The sequence below is a fragment of the Mesorhizobium sp. LMG17149 genome, from assembly GCF_024518695.1.
Taxonomy (GTDB): domain Bacteria; phylum Pseudomonadota; class Alphaproteobacteria; order Rhizobiales; family Rhizobiaceae; genus Mesorhizobium.
The window spans coordinates 16,217-32,626 of record NZ_JANIFL010000010.1 but is presented as its reverse complement, the minus strand read 5'-3'; the positions used below and the strand labels follow the sequence as shown (position 1 = coordinate 32,626).

The 16,410-nt window shown below is 62.9% G+C and carries 15 protein-coding genes; 13 read left to right on the top strand and 2 right to left on the bottom strand.

The features are described from left to right. Positions 1 to 88: 88 nt before the first annotated feature. The 11 genes from NP945_RS22670 (at position 89) to NP945_RS22620 (ending at position 12,942) form a co-directional block, all read left to right on the top strand. A complete protein-coding gene (locus tag NP945_RS22670) occupies positions 89 to 3,436 on the top strand; it encodes an SPOR domain-containing protein (protein ID WP_256747578.1) in 3,348 nt (1,115 codons plus the stop codon). A gap of 132 nt (positions 3,437 to 3,568) precedes the next feature. Next, entirely contained in the window at positions 3,569 to 4,588 is a 1,020-nt protein-coding gene (gene nagZ, locus NP945_RS22665; protein WP_127267596.1) for a beta-N-acetylhexosaminidase, read from the top strand. A gap of 60 nt (positions 4,589 to 4,648) precedes the next feature. Then, positions 4,649 to 5,449 (top strand): ScpA family protein, encoded by an 801-nt coding sequence (locus NP945_RS22660; protein WP_050596706.1) that lies wholly within the window; start codon positions 4,649 to 4,651, stop codon positions 5,447 to 5,449. Next, entirely contained in the window at positions 5,446 to 6,210 is a 765-nt protein-coding gene (gene scpB / locus NP945_RS22655; RefSeq protein WP_127267597.1) for an SMC-Scp complex subunit ScpB, read from the top strand. The genes NP945_RS22660 and scpB overlap by 4 nt, the downstream gene beginning before the upstream one ends. Positions 6,211 to 6,379: 169 nt before the next feature. Further along, entirely contained in the window at positions 6,380 to 6,601 is a 222-nt protein-coding gene (locus tag NP945_RS22650; RefSeq protein WP_023812188.1) for a twin-arginine translocase TatA/TatE family subunit, read from the top strand. Positions 6,602 to 6,630: 29 nt separating this feature from the next. Beyond that, positions 6,631 to 7,452: a Sec-independent protein translocase protein TatB gene (tatB, locus tag NP945_RS22645; protein ID WP_256747577.1), complete on the top strand. Its 822-nt coding sequence runs from the start codon at positions 6,631 to 6,633 to the stop codon at positions 7,450 to 7,452. Beyond that, on the top strand, positions 7,449 to 8,324 hold the full coding sequence (tatC, locus tag NP945_RS22640) for a twin-arginine translocase subunit TatC (protein WP_256747576.1): 876 nt from the start codon (positions 7,449 to 7,451) through the stop codon (positions 8,322 to 8,324). The genes tatB and tatC overlap by 4 nt, the downstream gene beginning before the upstream one ends. Positions 8,325 to 8,521: 197 nt before the next feature. Then, entirely contained in the window at positions 8,522 to 9,826 is a 1,305-nt protein-coding gene (gene serS, locus NP945_RS22635) for a serine--tRNA ligase (protein ID WP_256747575.1), read from the top strand. Next, positions 9,826 to 10,584, top strand: a complete 759-nt coding sequence (gene surE, locus NP945_RS22630; RefSeq protein WP_023812184.1) for a 5'/3'-nucleotidase SurE — start codon at positions 9,826 to 9,828, stop codon at positions 10,582 to 10,584. The genes serS and surE overlap by 1 nt, the downstream gene beginning before the upstream one ends. Next, positions 10,581 to 11,234 (top strand): protein-L-isoaspartate(D-aspartate) O-methyltransferase, encoded by a 654-nt coding sequence (locus tag NP945_RS22625; protein ID WP_256747574.1) that lies wholly within the window; start codon positions 10,581 to 10,583, stop codon positions 11,232 to 11,234. Before surE ends, NP945_RS22625 begins: the two co-directional genes overlap by 4 nt. 196 nt (positions 11,235 to 11,430) lie before the next feature. Continuing rightward, positions 11,431 to 12,942, top strand: a complete 1,512-nt coding sequence (locus NP945_RS22620) for a peptidoglycan DD-metalloendopeptidase family protein (RefSeq protein WP_256747573.1) — start codon at positions 11,431 to 11,433, stop codon at positions 12,940 to 12,942. 113 nt (positions 12,943 to 13,055) lie between these two features. Here NP945_RS22620 and NP945_RS22615 read toward each other — a convergent pair whose 3' ends face one another. Next, on the bottom strand, positions 13,056 to 13,946 hold the full coding sequence (locus NP945_RS22615; protein WP_256747572.1) for an NAD-dependent epimerase/dehydratase family protein: 891 nt from the start codon (positions 13,944 to 13,946) through the stop codon (positions 13,056 to 13,058). Positions 13,947 to 14,058: 112 nt separating this feature from the next. Between NP945_RS22615 and NP945_RS22610 the strand changes: the two genes are divergently transcribed. After that, positions 14,059 to 14,877 carry an AraC family transcriptional regulator gene (locus NP945_RS22610; protein ID WP_127408836.1) on the top strand — a complete coding sequence of 273 codons (819 nt, stop codon included), beginning with the start codon at positions 14,059 to 14,061 and terminating at the stop codon, positions 14,875 to 14,877. Positions 14,878 to 14,916: 39 nt separating this feature from the next. Here the strand turns inward: NP945_RS22610 and NP945_RS22605 are convergent, their stop codons facing one another. Then, the gene (locus NP945_RS22605; protein WP_256747571.1) at positions 14,917 to 15,792 is read right to left on the bottom strand and encodes an ATP-binding protein; all 876 of its coding nucleotides are present in this window, start codon (positions 15,790 to 15,792) and stop codon (positions 14,917 to 14,919) included. A gap of 276 nt (positions 15,793 to 16,068) precedes the next feature. Between NP945_RS22605 and yajC the strand changes: the two genes are divergently transcribed. Continuing rightward, positions 16,069 to 16,407 carry a preprotein translocase subunit YajC gene (yajC, locus tag NP945_RS22600; protein WP_127270542.1) on the top strand — a complete coding sequence of 113 codons (339 nt, stop codon included), beginning with the start codon at positions 16,069 to 16,071 and terminating at the stop codon, positions 16,405 to 16,407. The last annotated feature ends 3 nt before the right edge of the window (positions 16,408 to 16,410 follow it).

The following is a 16,410-nucleotide window of genomic DNA, read 5'->3' as shown; positions in this document are numbered from 1 at the left end:
CTGTCACCTTTTGCCCACATTGCGCTGGTAAGGGCCAACCCTACGCGACGTCCATGGCGTCCGAATGAGTGCGAGTTCGGGAACAATAATGGCAGACAGAACCCAGCTGAGAGTAGCCGACAACAACGACATCTCTGACGATGATCCGTTCGCGGAACTGACCAGGATCATGGGATTCGACCCGCGCCAGCCGGTCAGGCCGCAATCGCCCGCCCAGCCGCAGGCCCCAGCCGCCGATCACGGGCTCGAAGAGGGCGATTTCGATATCGATCTCGAGAAAGAAATGATGGGCGAGTTCGGCGCTGACGACAGCGACGCCGCTCCGGTTGTTCAGGCTCATGAGCCGACCTTCGTGCATGAGCCGGCATTCGAAGCGGCTGACGCCAGCGCGATGGACGATGAGCTTTCGGTGTCGCTCGACAACGATTTCCAACTGGACATGGCTGAGATAGACGATCACGTCGCCGGCGCCAGCCATGCGGTCGCAGCTGAAGCGGCGCCGTCCGTCGAGCCGGCTTTCGCGTCTGATTTTGACGATGCCGTCGCCGGTTCGCTTGAGGACGTCTCTCCCTTCGAGGACGATCATTCGATGGCGGACGAGCTGGCCATTTCGCTCGACCAGGATCTCCGGATCGATGAGGAAGCCGAAGAGGCCCAGTACGCTGAAGAGGCCCAGTACGCCGGTGCCGACACGCCCGCTTCTGTCGAGCCAGTTGCCTCCGATGACGAATTCGACGATGCGGTGGCAGTCTCGCTTGAAGACGAGCTGGTGCTCGACGACCATTCGGCGGCCGAACAGTCATTCATGGCCGCCGAGCCCGTCGAGTATCCCATGCCGGAGCAGGCGGCGCGTGACGGCCATGCAATCTCCGATGAGAGCTTTGCCGGCCATTTCGACGACGCGATGGCTGATGTCGACATGGATTTCGACGTTCGCGCGGATGAGCCGAATGCCTTCGACGAGCCGCACGCGCATGATGCGCTTGTCGATATCACTGACGCGAACGGCGACATTCCCATCCCTGAAGGCATGTCGGACGATGCCTTCGACCTGAGTTTGGACGACGCGTTTGCCGAAACGGCCGAAGAGCCGGTCGCAAAGGTTGCTGCCGCTACGGTCCAGCAGGCGGCGCCAGAGGCTCATGTTGCGCCGGCGGCGCATGCCCCGGCCGCGGACGAACGGAGCCTGGAAGACGAGTTGAATGCGCTGCTGGGTGCCATGACGGCGCGCACGCCGCCGCTGGCCAGTGAGCCCCTCACGGCTCAGCCGGCTGTCGCCGCCCTGCCGCCTGTTGCCGAGCCCGCCGAGGAACCGGCCGATCTTGTCGGCGACCTCGACTGGGATCTTGACGAACCCGCGCCTGAGCAGGACCGGCATGTTGGCACGGCCCAAGCGGCCGATGCGGATATTGACGACCTTATGCTTGATGAACTCCAGGATACGACTTGGCACACGGCTGGCGATGTCGATTTCGACGATGATGCGTTCGACGCGGCTTTGCCCAAGGATCTTGATCCGCGTGACGAAGCCGCTGACCGGGACAATTCGGCGGATTCTCTCGATTGGCTTGCGGAGCGTTCCCAACCGGCAGAGCCGACGCGTTCGTGGAGCCGCGTGACGCCCGTTCCGCAGCAGCCGTCATTCAGTGCTCAGCCTGCGTTTGCTCAGCCGGCCGCTTCGGTGGCATCCGTGGCCGCCGCGCCGGCAGTCGCCGCCATGACGTCCTACCGTTCGTCCGAGCCGGTCGAGGCCGTGGCTCCCGCTGCCCCGGTGTCGGCGCCCCAATCGCGCCAGCCTGCGCATTACGAAGACATGCCCGACGTCGAAACGGTCGATGTACCCGAGCGTGTCGTCGCGCTGGCCGACGATCTCGATATTCCCGAACTGCACTTCGAGGAAGACCAGCCGGCGTCGTCTGGCTACGACGATCTCGATGCGGAGTTCTCCAGCCTTCTCTCCGAGATGAACGCGGTAGAGGTCGCTCCTGTTCCCACGAGCAATGTGGCCAGCGCGTCTTACGATGATGACTCCTATGCCGCGGGCTTCAAGCCGGGCTATGACAGCCTCAAGCCGGCATATGACGGGGTCAAGCCGGGCTATGAGCCGGAAGCGCGGACCTATGCCGCGCGGCCGATGGACATGTCCGCCCGCGCGGCGGCGCCCACGGGTTATGCCGACGCCTCCGGCTTCGACCTCGACGGCCTGCCAGGGAGCCAGCCGGTTTCGCAAGCCGATGATTTTACTGTCGATGAACTCGACTACGATCCCGAACTCGACGAGGCTATGGCTGTTCCGGGTCTCGGCGAGCGTGAGGCCGGGAGGCCGACGCGCGGACGCGGACTGTTCATCGCCGCGATTGTCGGCGCGGTCGCGGTCGCAGGCGGTCTCGGGGCCTTTGCGCTGTCCTTTGGCGGCAAGGGCGGCAGCGAAGCGCCTGTCATCGTCAAGGCCGACAACGCGCCGATCAAGGTCAAGCCGGAGAATCCGGGCGGCGCCGTGGTGCCCAATCAGGACAACAAGGTCTACGACGCGGTCAGGGGTGCCAAGCCAGCCGAGCCGGTCCAGGAAAAGCTGGTCACCAACGTCGAAGAGCCAGTGGACGTCCAGGCGAAAGATCCGGCCCGCGCCATCGACCTTTCGCCGGACCAGAATACAGCCGCCGCTGGAACCGATGTCGGCAATGCCGCGCCGATGGCCGGCTCCGCTTCGGCCGACAACGCTTCTGCCGACAATACGGCGCCCGCGCCCAAGTCCGAGGACCGCATTGCGCAGGTGCTGCAGGATGCCGACAAGGGCACCAATGCCGATGTCGTCGCCGTTGCGCCGCGCAAGGTGAGGACCATGGTGGTCAAGTCGGACGGCTCGCTGGTGCCGCGTGAAGATCCGGCGGCGCCCGCCGCGCCGCTAGTGGCCGCTACCGAGCCGGTCGATCCGGCGCCGCAGCATGTTGCCCCGGCGGCCCAAGCCAACGCGGACCAGACCGGCACCGTGGCGCCTGCCGCCGCCCAGGCGGACGACGAGCCGGCCCTCAAGCCGGTCGCCAAGCAGAAAGCCGAGGCCCAATCGGCGAACACGCCGGCAAAGGTTCCGCTCGCGCCGCAGCGTCCGTCCGACCAGCCGGTCGATGTTGTCGGCGAGGTCAAGCCCGATCAGGTTGCGTCCATAGATCCGGCATCGACCGCGGCCGGCGGTGGCTCGTGGTCGATGCAGATCGCCTCGCAGCCGACCGTCGAAAGCGCCCAGTCCAGCTATCAGGATCTGCAGCGCCGCTATGGCAGTGTGCTTGCCGGGCGTACCGCCAACATCGTCAAGGCCGAGATCGCCGGCAAAGGCACGTTCTACCGCGTGCGCGTTCCGGCCCAGTCACGCAATGACGCGATCAATTTGTGCACCAGCTACAAGGCCGCCGGCGGCAACTGCTTCGTCTCGCGCTAAAGCCGGGGCCAACCATCAAAAGCCGGCGCGGTCCACCGCGCCGGCTTTTTTCATGGGGAAAGCAGATCCGGCGTTATCCCGGATGAGTCCCTGGCGATTCCCTTTGATCGCACAAAGCCCTAAACTGCCGACATGACCGAATCAAAATCCATGATCCTCGGCTGTGCCGGGAAATCGCTTACCCGCGAAGAAATCAATTTCTATCGCAATGAATGCCCGTGGGCCTTCATCCTGTTTGCGCGCAACATTGGCGAGACCGAACAGATCCGCGATCTGGTCGCCGAGATGCGGGACTGCATAGGGCGTCCGGACGCGCTGGTGTTCATCGATCAGGAAGGCGGCCGTGTGCAGCGCTTGCGACCGCCGCTGGCACCGAACTATCCCGCCGGTGGCGCGCTCGGCGCGCTGTGGCGCGACGATCATGATGCCGGCGCCCGCGCGGCCTGGCTGATGGCGCGGCTGCATGCCTTCGACCTGCTGCGCTACGGCATCACAGCCGATTGCCTGCCGGTGCTCGACGTGCCGATCGAAGGCGCCAGCGATGTCATCGGCGCGCGGGCCTATGGCAAGGATCCGCGACCGGTGATCGAGCTCGGCCGCGCAGCCGCGGAAGGGCTGATGTCGGGCGGCGTGCTGCCGGTCATGAAGCATATTCCGGGCCATGGACGTGCCTTTGCCGACACGCATTTCGAACTGCCGGTGGTCAATGCCTCGCTCAGCGATCTGCAGCGGCATGATTTCGCCCCGTTCAAGGAGCTTAGCCATCTGCCGATGGCGATGACAGCCCATGTCGTCTACAGCGCGATCGACCCCAACAATCCGGCGACCACCTCCGGCAAGGTTATCGACGAGATCATCCGGCGCGAAATCGGCTTCGACGGACTGCTGATGAGCGACGACACCTCGATGAAGGCACTTTCTGGGGATTTCCCGACAAAGGCGGCATCGATCCTTGCGGCGGGCTGCGATCTGGTCCTTCACTGCAACGGCGTTTTCGAGGAGATGGCCGGCATCGCATCGCGCACCACAGGGCTTGAGGGCACGTCGTTGGAGCGCGCCAAGCGGGCGCTGACCTATATAAAGAACCGTGACACGGTCGAAGAAACCGAAATACGTGCCGAATTCGCCACCTACTTCGATGCGGTGGCATAGCAAAGGGAAAGTGACGGAGTGGCGGAGACATTGGAAAGCAAGGCCTCGAAGGCCGCACCGATGGACCGTCTGTGGGCCGAGAATGACGATTCACGCGTTACCGGCGACCCGTCGCTGGTTGTCGACGTGGCCGGCTTCGAAGGTCCGCTCGACCTGCTGCTGCATCTTGCCCGCACCCAGAAGGTCGATCTGGCTCGCATTTCGATCCTGGCGCTGGTCGAGCAATATCTGACCTTTGTCGAGACGGCGAGGGCGCTCAGGCTGGAGCTTGCCGCCGACTATCTGGTGATGGCGGCGTGGCTGGCCTTCCTCAAGTCCAAGCTCCTGATCCCCAAGCAGCCCGGCGACGAGGGCGAAAGCGGTGAGGAACTGGCGGCGGTGCTGCAGTTCCGCCTGAAGCGGCTGGAAGCCATGCGCGACGCCTCGGCGCGTCTGGTCAACCGCAACCGGCTCGGCCGCGATGTGTTCGCGCGCGGCATGCCGGAAATGGTCATCGTCGAAAAGCGTAACGCCTATTCGGCCTCGCTCTACGATCTCTTGACCGCCTATGCCCAGCAACGCCAGAAGCAGGCGATCAACAATGTGACGATCGCCAGGCGCGGTGTCTGGTCGCTCAAGGATGCGCGCGACATCCTGACCCGCCTGGTCGGGGCTGCAAGCGACTGGACGGCGCTGGAAAGTTTTCTGATCGCATACATGACCAGCCCCGAGGAGCGGCGCACGGCAATCGCCAGTTCTTTTGCGGCAACATTGGAACTGGTGCGCGACGGCACGATGGACGTGCGGCAGGATCAGACGTTCGCGCCGATCTACCTGCGCGGGCGCACGCAGGCAATCAAGGCAGTCGAGGTGGCATCATGAGCGAACGCGCCAACGCTTCGGTTATCCCGTTCAAGGTCGGCGATGCACCCGAAGAGGAGTCGCTTTCCCGGGATCCGGCCGAGCAGCTACAGAACCCGGCCGAGCGGCTGCATCTGGCCGAGGCCGTGCGCATGGCCGAGGCGATCGTGTTCGCCAGCGCCGAACCCGTCAGCGAAAAGCAGCTCGCGGCACGCCTCCCTGACGGCATCAACATTGCCCTGGCCATGGCCGAGCTGCAGCAGATCTATGCGCGGCGCGGCGTCAATCTGGTGCGTGTCGGCGACGCCTGGGCGTTCCGCACCGCCGGCGACCTGGCTTTCCTGATGAGCCGCGATACCGTTCAGCAAAGGAAGCTCTCCCGCGCGGCTCTCGAAGTGCTGGCGATCATTGCCTATCACCAGCCGGTGACGCGCGCCGAGATCGAGGACATCCGGGGCGTCGAAACCTCGAAAGGCACGCTCGACACGTTGCTGGAAACGGAATGGGTGCGCATGCGCGGCCGGCGAAAGACGCCCGGACGCCCTGTGACCTACGGCACGACGGAGACCTTCCTCGACCATTTCGCGCTGGAAGAGATCCGCGATCTTCCTGGCATGGAGGAACTGAAGGGGGCTGGACTGCTTTCGGGCCGCATGCCGTCGAATTTCTCCATTCCGCAGCCGCCGGCCGATCCCGACGCATTGACCGACGACGAGGATGCGCTGACCGACATCGATCTCGAGGAACTCGGCCTGCTGACGCCGCGCGTCACGGAAGATTGACTGGCATTGGCGGCCAACTTGATGAGGATGCGCGGATTCGTAGCGGGCGTTCCCGTCGAAAATGCGTGACATCCGTCACCCTTTCATAAACTCTGTCGCAGTTGTGTTTGAATCCCAACGCGAAAACGCATAGATCATCGCCAGGGAAAACATTCGAGAGAGATTTGCTATGGGTTCATTTTCGATTTGGCATTGGCTGATCGTGCTGGTGATCGTGCTTTTGGTGTTCGGCCGCGGCAAGATTCCCGAGCTGATGGGCGACATGGCCAAGGGCATCAAGAGCTTCAAGAAGGGCATGGCCGACGACGAGGTTGCCGAAGACAAGCGCACCGTCGAACATCGTGCCGACGAGACCGTTGCGGCCGCGAAGGAAAAAGCCAGCAAGAGCTGAGCCCAAGGTTCTAGTCGGAACAGAGTGCCATGTTTGAAGTCGGCTGGACCGAAATGCTGGTCATCGCGATCGTCATGATCGTGGTCGTCGGACCCAAGGATTTGCCCAATATGCTGCGCACCTTCGGCCGCACGACGGCGAAGCTGCGCGCCATGGCGTCCGATTTCCAGAAACAGTTCAACGAGGCGCTGAAGGAAGCCGAGCTCGACGACGTCAAGAAGTCCGTCGACGAGCTCAGGGGCATGAGCCCGATGGCTGAGATCAGGAAGCAGCTCAATCCGTTCGAACAGGCCGCGGCCGACGTTCGCTCCGGCGTCGATGCGGCGATGAAGCCGAAGCCGGCAGCCGATCCGGCAAGCTCTGTCGCTTCGACCCCGCAAACGGCCGAGCCGTTGAAGAACGGTGCAACGACCATGCCTGGCGTCAACGGGCCGGAAGCAGCGCCAGCAGCGCCGGTTTTTCCGGCAATGACCGACGAATCGGTGGTGACCTCGTCAGCGCCGGCGGAACCCGTTGCGGCGCCGAAGGCGTCCGCGGCGAAGAAACTAATCAAGCCTGCACCGGCAAAAGCGACGCCGGCTGCAAAAGCTTCCGCAAATGGCGCTAAGGCTCCTGTGCCCGCGAAAACAGTCACCGCGAAGGCAGCGTCTGCGTCCAAGACGCCGGCGAAGGCCGTGACGACGGCACAGCCTGAAACGCCCAGGGCCAAGACGCCCGCTGCGGCCAACGCTGTCGCGGCCAAGACTGTAGCGACCAAGACTGTAGCGACCAAGATGGGGGCGAAAGCCGAACCGAAGCTTGCAGCGGTGAAGAAGCCGGTGGCCAAGAAGACGGCGGGAGCCGCCAAGTGAGCGTTTCGGACACCGAAAAGGACGAGATCGAGAAATCGTCCGCGCCGCTGATGGAGCATCTGATCGAGTTGCGCCGGCGGCTGATCTGGTCGCTGGGCGGCTTCTTCGTTGCCTTCCTGGTCTGTTTCTTCTTCGCCAAGAAACTGTTCAACCTCCTGGTCGTGCCGTTCAAATGGGCGACGCAGTGGGCAGGGCTCGATCCGCACAAGGTCGAGCTGATCTACACGGCGCCACAGGAATTCTTCTTCACCCAGGTCAAGCTCGCCATGTTCGGCGGCATGGTGATCGCCTTTCCGCTGATCGCCACGCAGATCTACAAGTTCATCGCGCCCGGCCTGTACAAGAACGAGCGCAACGCCTTCCTGCCGTTCCTGATCGCATCGCCGATCCTGTTCCTGATGGGCGCATCGCTGGTCTATTTCTTCTTCACGCCGATGGTGATGTGGTTCTTCCTCGCCATGCAGCAGGCCGGCACCGACGATCAGGTGCAGATTTCGCTGCTGCCGAAAGTGTCGGAATATCTCAGCCTGATCATGACGCTGATCTTCTCCTTCGGCCTGGTGTTCCAGCTGCCGGTGGTGACCAGCCTGATGACACGGGTCGGCATGCTCTCGTCCAAGGGACTGGCCGAGAAGCGCAAATGGGCGATCGTCATTGCCTTCGTCGTCGCGGCGATACTGACGCCGCCCGATCCGATGAGCCAGATCGGCCTGGCCATACCGACCATCCTTCTCTACGAGGTGTCCATCTGGGCTGCCCGGCTGATCGAGCGCGATCGGGAAAAGCAGCGCGTGGCACGCGAGAAGCAGGACGCGGCGGAAGAGGCGGCGGACAAAGCACCGGACGAGCCCCCGGCACCTGCCTCCTCATAGGCAACAGAGCGGCTGCAGCGGCGGAAAAACACAGTCGTCGCCCCGTCCCCTTGCATCGATCTCGGATGCGGTTTACGCCCTCTGGCTGAAACGCATCGCGCTTAAAGCGATGCGTTTCAGTTTTGTTTTGAGCATGTCGTTGTCCCAAAATCGCTGTGCACTTTTGGGCGACATGCTACCCAGGAGCGTTTCAAACCATGCTTGACATCAAATGGATTCGCGACAACCCGAAGGCCCTTGTCGAGGCGCTGGTGAAGCGCTCGTGGTCGGCCGGTGAGGCGCAGTCCATGGTCGACGGGCTGATCGCCTCGGACGAGGCGCGGCGCGAACACGTTACCGAACTGCAGACCAAGCAGGAGCGCCGCAATGCCGCCTCGAAGGAGATCGGCAACGCCATGCGTTCGGGCGATGCCGCCTTGGCCGAGAAGCTGAAAGCCGAAGTCGGCGAGATCAAGGTCTTCATCCAGAACGGCGAGGCGCGCGAACGCGAGCTCGACAAGGCGCTGACCGATGCGCTGGCAGTGCTTCCCAACGTGCCGTTCGACGACGTGCCTGTCGGCAAGGACGAGCACGACAATGTCGTCAAGCACCTCGTCGGCAAGGTGCCGACGCGGCCGAACTGGGTGAAGGAGCATTTTGAGATCGGCGAAGCGCTCGGCATGATGGATTTCGAGCGCGCGGCAAAGCTGTCGGGCTCGCGCTTTACGGTGCTGAAAAGCGGACTGGCCCGGATGGAACGTGCGCTCGGCCAGTTCATGCTGGACCTGCATACGACCGAACATGGCTACGAAGAAGTCATCCCGCCGTTGATGGTCAAGGACGATGTTCTGTTCGGCACCAACCAATTGCCGAAGTTCGAGGAAGATCTGTTCTTCACGCCGCACGGGGAGGGCAGGCTTGGGCTGATTCCCACTGCCGAGGTCCCACTCACCAACCTTGTGCGTGAAGAAATCACCGCGCATGAAAAACTGCCGCTGCGCTACACCGCGCTGACGCCGTGCTTCCGCTCGGAAGCGGGTTCGGCCGGGCGCGACACGCGCGGCATGCTGCGCCAGCATCAGTTCTACAAGGTCGAGCTGGTGTCGATCACGGACCAGGAATCGTCACTTGCCGAGCATGAGCGGATGACGCAATGCGCCGAGGAAGTGCTGAAGCGGCTCGGCCTGCCGTTCCGCACCATGACGCTGTGCACCGGCGACATGGGCTTTGGCGCGCGCAAGACCTACGATATCGAGGTCTGGCTGCCCGGCCAGAACGCCTATCGTGAGATCTCGTCCTGCTCGGTGTGCGGCGATTTCCAGGCGCGCCGCATGGACGCCCGCTACAAGGACAAAGACGGCAAGGGCAACCGCTTCGTCCACACCCTCAACGGCTCGGGCACAGCCATTGGCCGCGGGCTCATCGCCGTCATCGAAAACTACCAGAACGAGGATGGCAGCGTAACCATTCCTGAAGTGCTGCGGCCTTACATGGGCGGCCTGGAAAAGATCGAAGCGAAATAATGCGCATTCTCCTGACCAATGACGACGGCATTCATGCCGAGGGCCTGGCGTCGCTCGAACGCGTCGCGCGCACGCTGTCCGACGATGTCTGGGTGGTGGCGCCCGAGCAGGACCAGTCCGGCTACGCGCATTCGCTGTCGATCTCGGAGCCGCTGCGGCTGCGCAAGATCGGCGAGAAGCATTTTGCCGTGCGCGGCACGCCGACGGATTGCGTCATCATGGGCGTCAAGAAAATCCTGCCTGGCGCACCCGACCTGATCCTGTCCGGCATCAATTCGGGCGCCAATATCGCCGATGACGTCACCTATTCGGGCACCGTCGCCGGCGCCATGGAAGGCGCGCTGCTCGGTATCCGCTCGATCGCGCTCAGCCAGGGCTACAGCTATGTCGGCGAAGATCGCGTCGTGCCCTACGAGACGACAGAGGTGCTGGCGCCGGCGCTGCTGAAGAAACTTGTCGCGACGCCGTTGCCGGACGGCGTGCTGCTCAACGTCAATTTTCCCAATTGCACGCCCGAAGAGGTCGCCGGCACGGTGGTCACCACGCAAGGCAAGCTCGTGCACTCCCTGTGGGTCGACGAGCGCCGCGACGGGCGCGGCCTGCCATACTACTGGCTGCGCTTCGGCGGCGAGCCGGTCGAGGGCAAGCAAGGCACCGATCTCTACGCCTTGCGCAACAGGCTGGTGTCGGTGACGCCGCTGCAGCTCGATCTGACCGCGCATGAAATCCGTGACCAATTGAGCAAGGCGCTTGCATGAACCAGGGGATCGATGACCGTGAAGGTTTTGCTGCCTTTCTGCTGCGTCTGCGCGGTCGGGGGACTGTGCCGAAAGCGCTGATCGCGGCCTTCGAGGCGACGCCGCGGCGCGGTTTCCTGGCGGCCCAGTTCCATTCCATCGCCTGGTCGGACCGAATGCTGCCGATCGAATGCGGCGAGGCGATCGAAGGTGCCGACATGCAGGCGGCGGTGATCGCGGCGCTCGCTATCGAGCAGGGCAACCGCGTGCTCGAGATCGGTACCGGTTCGGGCTACACCTCGGCGGTGATGTCGCGGCTGGCGGCGCGGGTCATCACCACCGATCGCTACAAGACGCTCGCTGAGCAGGCCAGGCAGCGCTTCGAGGCGCTCGGCATCGGCAATGTCATCGTGCGCCACGCCGATGGTTCCGGTGGCCTGCCGAATGAAGGGCCGTTCGATCGCATCGTTGCATGGGCGTCCTTCGACAGCCTGCCGCGTTTCCTGCTCGACCAATTGTCGAGTGGCGGCATCGTCATCGCGCCGATCGGCCCCGAAGAGGGCGAACAGGTGCTGGCCAAGCTGACCAAGGTCGGCAGCCGCTTCGAGCGTGAAGACATCGGCCTCGTTCGCCTGCAGCCGATCCTGCGCGGTGTCGCCGCTATCATCTAGCGCGTATGCCGATGATCAGGCCGCGCCGCGTCGGGTGCGTCTTCGACCCCGGCCGGCATGACCTGAAAATCTCCCCTGGGCTCGCTCTCTAATATTTTAAGAAAAATTGCGCCGGATTCCATGGGGTTAACCGTCGAGTAACATTAACGCGCTTTAATCATGCCTAGTTTGTACCGGGTATGTGCGGGTTAGTGCGATGCAACTCAGTGTTTTGAAGACAAGCGGTCGCAATCTGGCGCGAGGCTGCGCCATACTGATGGTCGCGGGTGCTGCTGCGGGGTGCAGTTCCCAGGTTTCGCGGTTCAATGGCGTCGACGACGTCTTTACATCCTCGACCAACAATCAGCGCACCATCATCAACAAGCAGGATGCCGTACAGCAGCCTTATCCGGGCGATGTCGCCGCCGCTCCGATCGATGGCAGCCATACACAGTCGGTCAGCCGCTCCAGCCTCGATCCGGTCTCGACGCGGCCGCTGCCTCCGCCCGTTGCCCAGGCTCCCGAAGTGGCGCCGGTATCGAAGCCGGTACGCACCGCATTGGCCCCGGCACCGCATGTCGACAGGACCACGACCGGCACCGTCGCCCCAGTGGCATCGCCTTTCAAGGTTTCGCAACCTGACGAACCCCGCGTGGCTGCTTCCGGCACTCCGCACGCAACCGAGATCGTCGTCAGGGACGGCGAAACGATCGGCGGCCTGGCGCAGCGCTACAAAGTGCCGTCCGACGTGATCATGAAGGTCAACGGGCTGAGCGCGACCAAGGGGCTGAAGACCGGCCAGAAGCTGGTCATCCCGGCCTACGCCTATTCGAGCAAGAGCGAGCCGAAGCTCGCGGATGCCAAGCCGGCGAAAGACACCAAGCACAACCTGCCGGCCACTGCGCCGGACAAAGTCGCCGTCCTGCCGCAGCAGCCGAAGCCTAGGGAGGGCAAATCCACCGCTCAGGTCGACACGTCGGCCGCCGCGAGCCAGCCCAAGGAGCCCAAGCCGCAGGTAACCGCGGCCAAGGCGACCAATGCAGCTGGCACCTATACGGTTCAGTCGGGCGACACGCTTTCCTCGATTGCTAGGAAAACCGGTGTCGGAGTCGTTGCCATCAAGCAGGCCAACGGCATGCAGGATGGCTTGCTCAAGATCGGCCAGACCCTGAAGGTGCCGGCGGGTGGAACCGCGACCGTCGCCGCCGCCAAACCGGCCAAGGTCGATCCGGTGACGACGGCCACGACGCAGCCCGCGGCAAAGACCACGCCGTCGGAAACGCTGGCGTCCTACACGCCGCCGAAGAAGGATTCGAAGGTCATCCAGCAGGCCGAGGCCGACGATGCCGTCGCGCCTGACGCCACCGGCATCGGCAAAATGCGCTGGCCGGTGCGCGGTCGCGTGATCTCCGGTTTCGGCTCCGGCAAAGACGGCGTTGATATCGCCGTACCCTCTGGCACTCCGGTCAAGGCAGCCGAAAACGGTGTCGTCATCTATGCCGGCGACGGCCTCAAGGAATTCGGCAACACGGTGCTGGTGCGCCACGAGAATGGCCTGGTCACCGTCTACGGCCACGCCAGTTCGATCGAGGTGCAGCGCGGCCAGAAGGTCAAGCGCGGCCAGGAAATCGCGCTGTCGGGCATGAGCGGCACGACGGACTCGCCGAAGCTGCACTTCGAAGTGCGCAAGAACTCGGCCCCGGTCGATCCCTCGGGTTACCTCGAATAGAAGAAAAAAAGCAATTTGCGGGCCGTCTGACCTCCAGTCCGGCCCGCCGGCTCAGCCCGTTCCGAAAGGAGCGGGCTTTTTCAGTTTCAACGCGACGCGCCAGTCTTCAAGCTTCAAAGATGATCACGCAGAGTGTCGGCGATCATGACGTCAAGGCCGCTGGCCTTGATTCCGAGAAGCGTCTCCGCGTCGGAGGAATCGACCAGCAAGGGATTGTCGAAGAGATAGCTCATCTCGATGAGTTCATGCATGCCCGATGCTTCCATTTCGGGGATGGAATAGGAACGTGTTTCTGGAATTTCACGGTGAAGCATTGCCGCCGTCGTCAGGATGAGTTCCCGGGGTGAGGCGTGTTGCGATGGAACATGGAACGCCCGTCGCCATTTGCCCGTGTAGCGGGAAGCGGCGACCAGCGTCCTGGCCACGTCCTTCGTGAAGGACCAGGCATGAGTCGCGTCGAGGTTTCCAATGAAAGCACTCGGCTTCCCCTCGATTATGGAGGGCAGCGCGACCAGTGAGAAAGAGCTGATCGCGCCATGTCCAAGATAATCGCTGGACCGCACTTCGACTGCCGGCACGTCCGCACGGACCGCCCGCTGCCACATGATCGTGCGGGCGGTCCCTTTCTTCGAAGTCGGATCCAGAGACAGGTCGGAGTGAAGCGGGCTATCGGCATGTTTCCCATAGCCATAGAGGTTTCCGAGAACCACAAGCTTCGCGCCGACCGCTTCCGCGGCACGCACGGTGCCGTCGATGATTGGGAAGAAGTCGGTCGGCCACCGGTGATAGGCGGCCATGGCACACATGAAAATGGCGTCGGCGTTTCGGCAGATACGCGCCAGTTCAACGGCATCGGTGGCATCGGCCTGCACCGCCCGGACGTTCCGCAACGCGTTTGAGCCGACACTCCGGCTCGTGAGAACGACGTCATGTCCTTCTTCGCCCAGAAGGCGCGCGGTCTCGTGCCCGACCGGGCCTGCTCCGACAACTACATAAAAACTCATGGCTAACCTCTCGTCCAAGCTCGATGGAGAGGCGTAGGTACATGTCCCCGGCATTGAAAATCGCGCGGGAATTGCCAATTCTTGGACAGGTTTTGCCAGGAAGCGAGAGAGCATGCATTCGCAGTCTGTTCCGGCCCGATTTCCGCCCGACGTCACAATGGCCTTCTGGCATATCGAAGCGGGCGTCCATCGTCTCTCCAGGGCGGCCCATCATCGCATCATGGTGCATGCAAGCGCGGCGACGCGTTCCTACTGCAATGAGGTTGGTCGATATTTCGTGAGGCGCGCTGGCGATATTGACCTGGTGCCCGCTGGCCAAGAGGGCGGCTTCGAGACCGAAACCCCGTTCGACACGATCGAGATCGCGTTACAACCAGCCCTGATGGAAAGGGTGGCGGCTGAGCTAGGTGGCAAGGCGCGCGCGTTGCCGCTCGACACACGTCATCTGCTTCGTGATCAGCGCATCCAACATCTCGCCCGTGCACTCGAGAGCGATCTCGGCGCAAACTCACCGAGTGGATCTTTGTTTGCCGACAGCATTGGCGCCGCTCTGGCGGTGAGGCTGCTCGGTCTTGAGAATTCCGATGTCGAGCGAACAAACCGGTTGTCAGATGCCCAGCTCAAGCGAGTGTTGGAGCATATCGAAGCTGGCTTGCACGAGCCCCTTTCAATCCAGCGATTGAGCCGAGTTGCCGGGGCGAGCAGCTCGCACTTGCGGGCTTGGTTCAAGGCGGCGACGGGCGTCACCCTGCACCGCTACGTGGTGCGACGTCGCGTCGAACGCGCACGCGCCCTGCTGCAGCGAGGCGATCTCAGCACAAGCGAGGTGGCGGAATTGACGGGCTTTGCGCACCAGTCACATCTGGCGCACTGGATGCGCCGCGAGATCGGCCAAACGCCGCGTGATTTGCGCCGGGCGCAGCCCAAATGATCTTGTCATTGGATGGCGTTGGCGACGCCACCCAACGTGTCAGTCCCTCAGTGGCTTGCCGAGCCGTCCAGCCAGGTCCTGGGTGAACTGCCAGGCGACGCGGCCCGAGCGGCTGCCGCGCGTCGTCGCCCATTCCAATGCTTCGGCACGCAGCGTGTCGGGATCGATTGCCAGCCCATGGTGCCGGACATAGCCATCGATCATGTCGAGATACTCGTCCTGCGAACATTTGTGGAAGCCGAGCCACAGCCCGAACCGGTCGGACAGCGACACCTTTTCCTCGACCGCCTCGGATGGGTTGATCGCGGTCGAGCGCTCATTGTCGATCATGTCGCGGGGCAACAGATGGCGGCGGTTCGAGGTGGCGTAGAAGATGACATTGACTGGCCGACCCTCGACGCCGCCTTCGAGCGCTGCCTTGAGCGATTTGTAGGAAGTGTCGTCATGGTCGAAGGAGAGGTCGTCGCAAAACAGGATGAAGCGGAAGGGGGCCGCCTTGAGCAATCCCATCAGCTTCGGCAGCGTGTCGATGTCCTCGCGGTGGATTTCGATCAGCTTCAGCGGCAGGTCGGACTTGGTCCTGGCGTTGATTTCGGCATGCACGGCCTTGACCAGCGACGATTTGCCCATGCCACGCGCGCCCCACAGCAACACGTTGTTGGCTGGGTAGCCGGCGGCGAAGCGTTCGGTGTTGTCGACAAGGATGTCGCGGACGCGGTCGACGCCACGGATCAGGCCGATGTCGACGCGGTTAACCCTGCGCACCGGCTCCAGATAGCCGGGATCGGCCTGCCAGACGAAACAATCGGCCTCGCCGAGGTCGGTTTGGGGCACCGGCGGCGAGGCAAGGCGGCTCACCGCCTCGATCAGCCGGTCGAGTTTCTGGTTCAGGGATTCAATGCTGCTGTCGGTCATGACTGTCTTTTGTTTTCGCGTTTTTGATGTCTGGGGGCGTGAAGCTGCCCGATTCCGCCTGATACAAAACCGGTCGCAACCTTTTGTTAGAGCATAATCTTTTGCGGAAACCGGCTCGCGCTTTTCGCGATCATGCTCTAACACGGCTCAACAGGCCGTAAAAGCAGCCGATTTGGCCGGCCGCGCAGTTGCATTGACAACTTTACCGACTATATTCCGGCCAAATTTCAAGGGCCGCCAAATTGGCGGCTGTTTTCAAAAATCAGGAGTACCTCGATGTTCGTGACACCGGCATACGCCCAAGGCGTCGGCGCTTCTCCCGACATGTTCATCAGCATTTTGCCCTTTGTCCTGATTTTCGTGATCATGTATTTTCTGATCATCAGGCCGCAGCGCACGCAGCTGAAGAAGCGCGGCGAGATGCTGGCGGCTGTCCGTCGCGGCGACACGGTCGTCACCGGCGGCGGCTTCGTCGGCAAGGTGACCAAGGTGATCGACGACAACGAGCTCGAGATCGACCTCGGTAACGGCTTGAAGGTGACGGCGCTGCGCTCGACGATCGCCGATGTGCGCGTCAAGGGCGAGCCGGTGGCCAACCAGAACGCCAAGAAATAATCC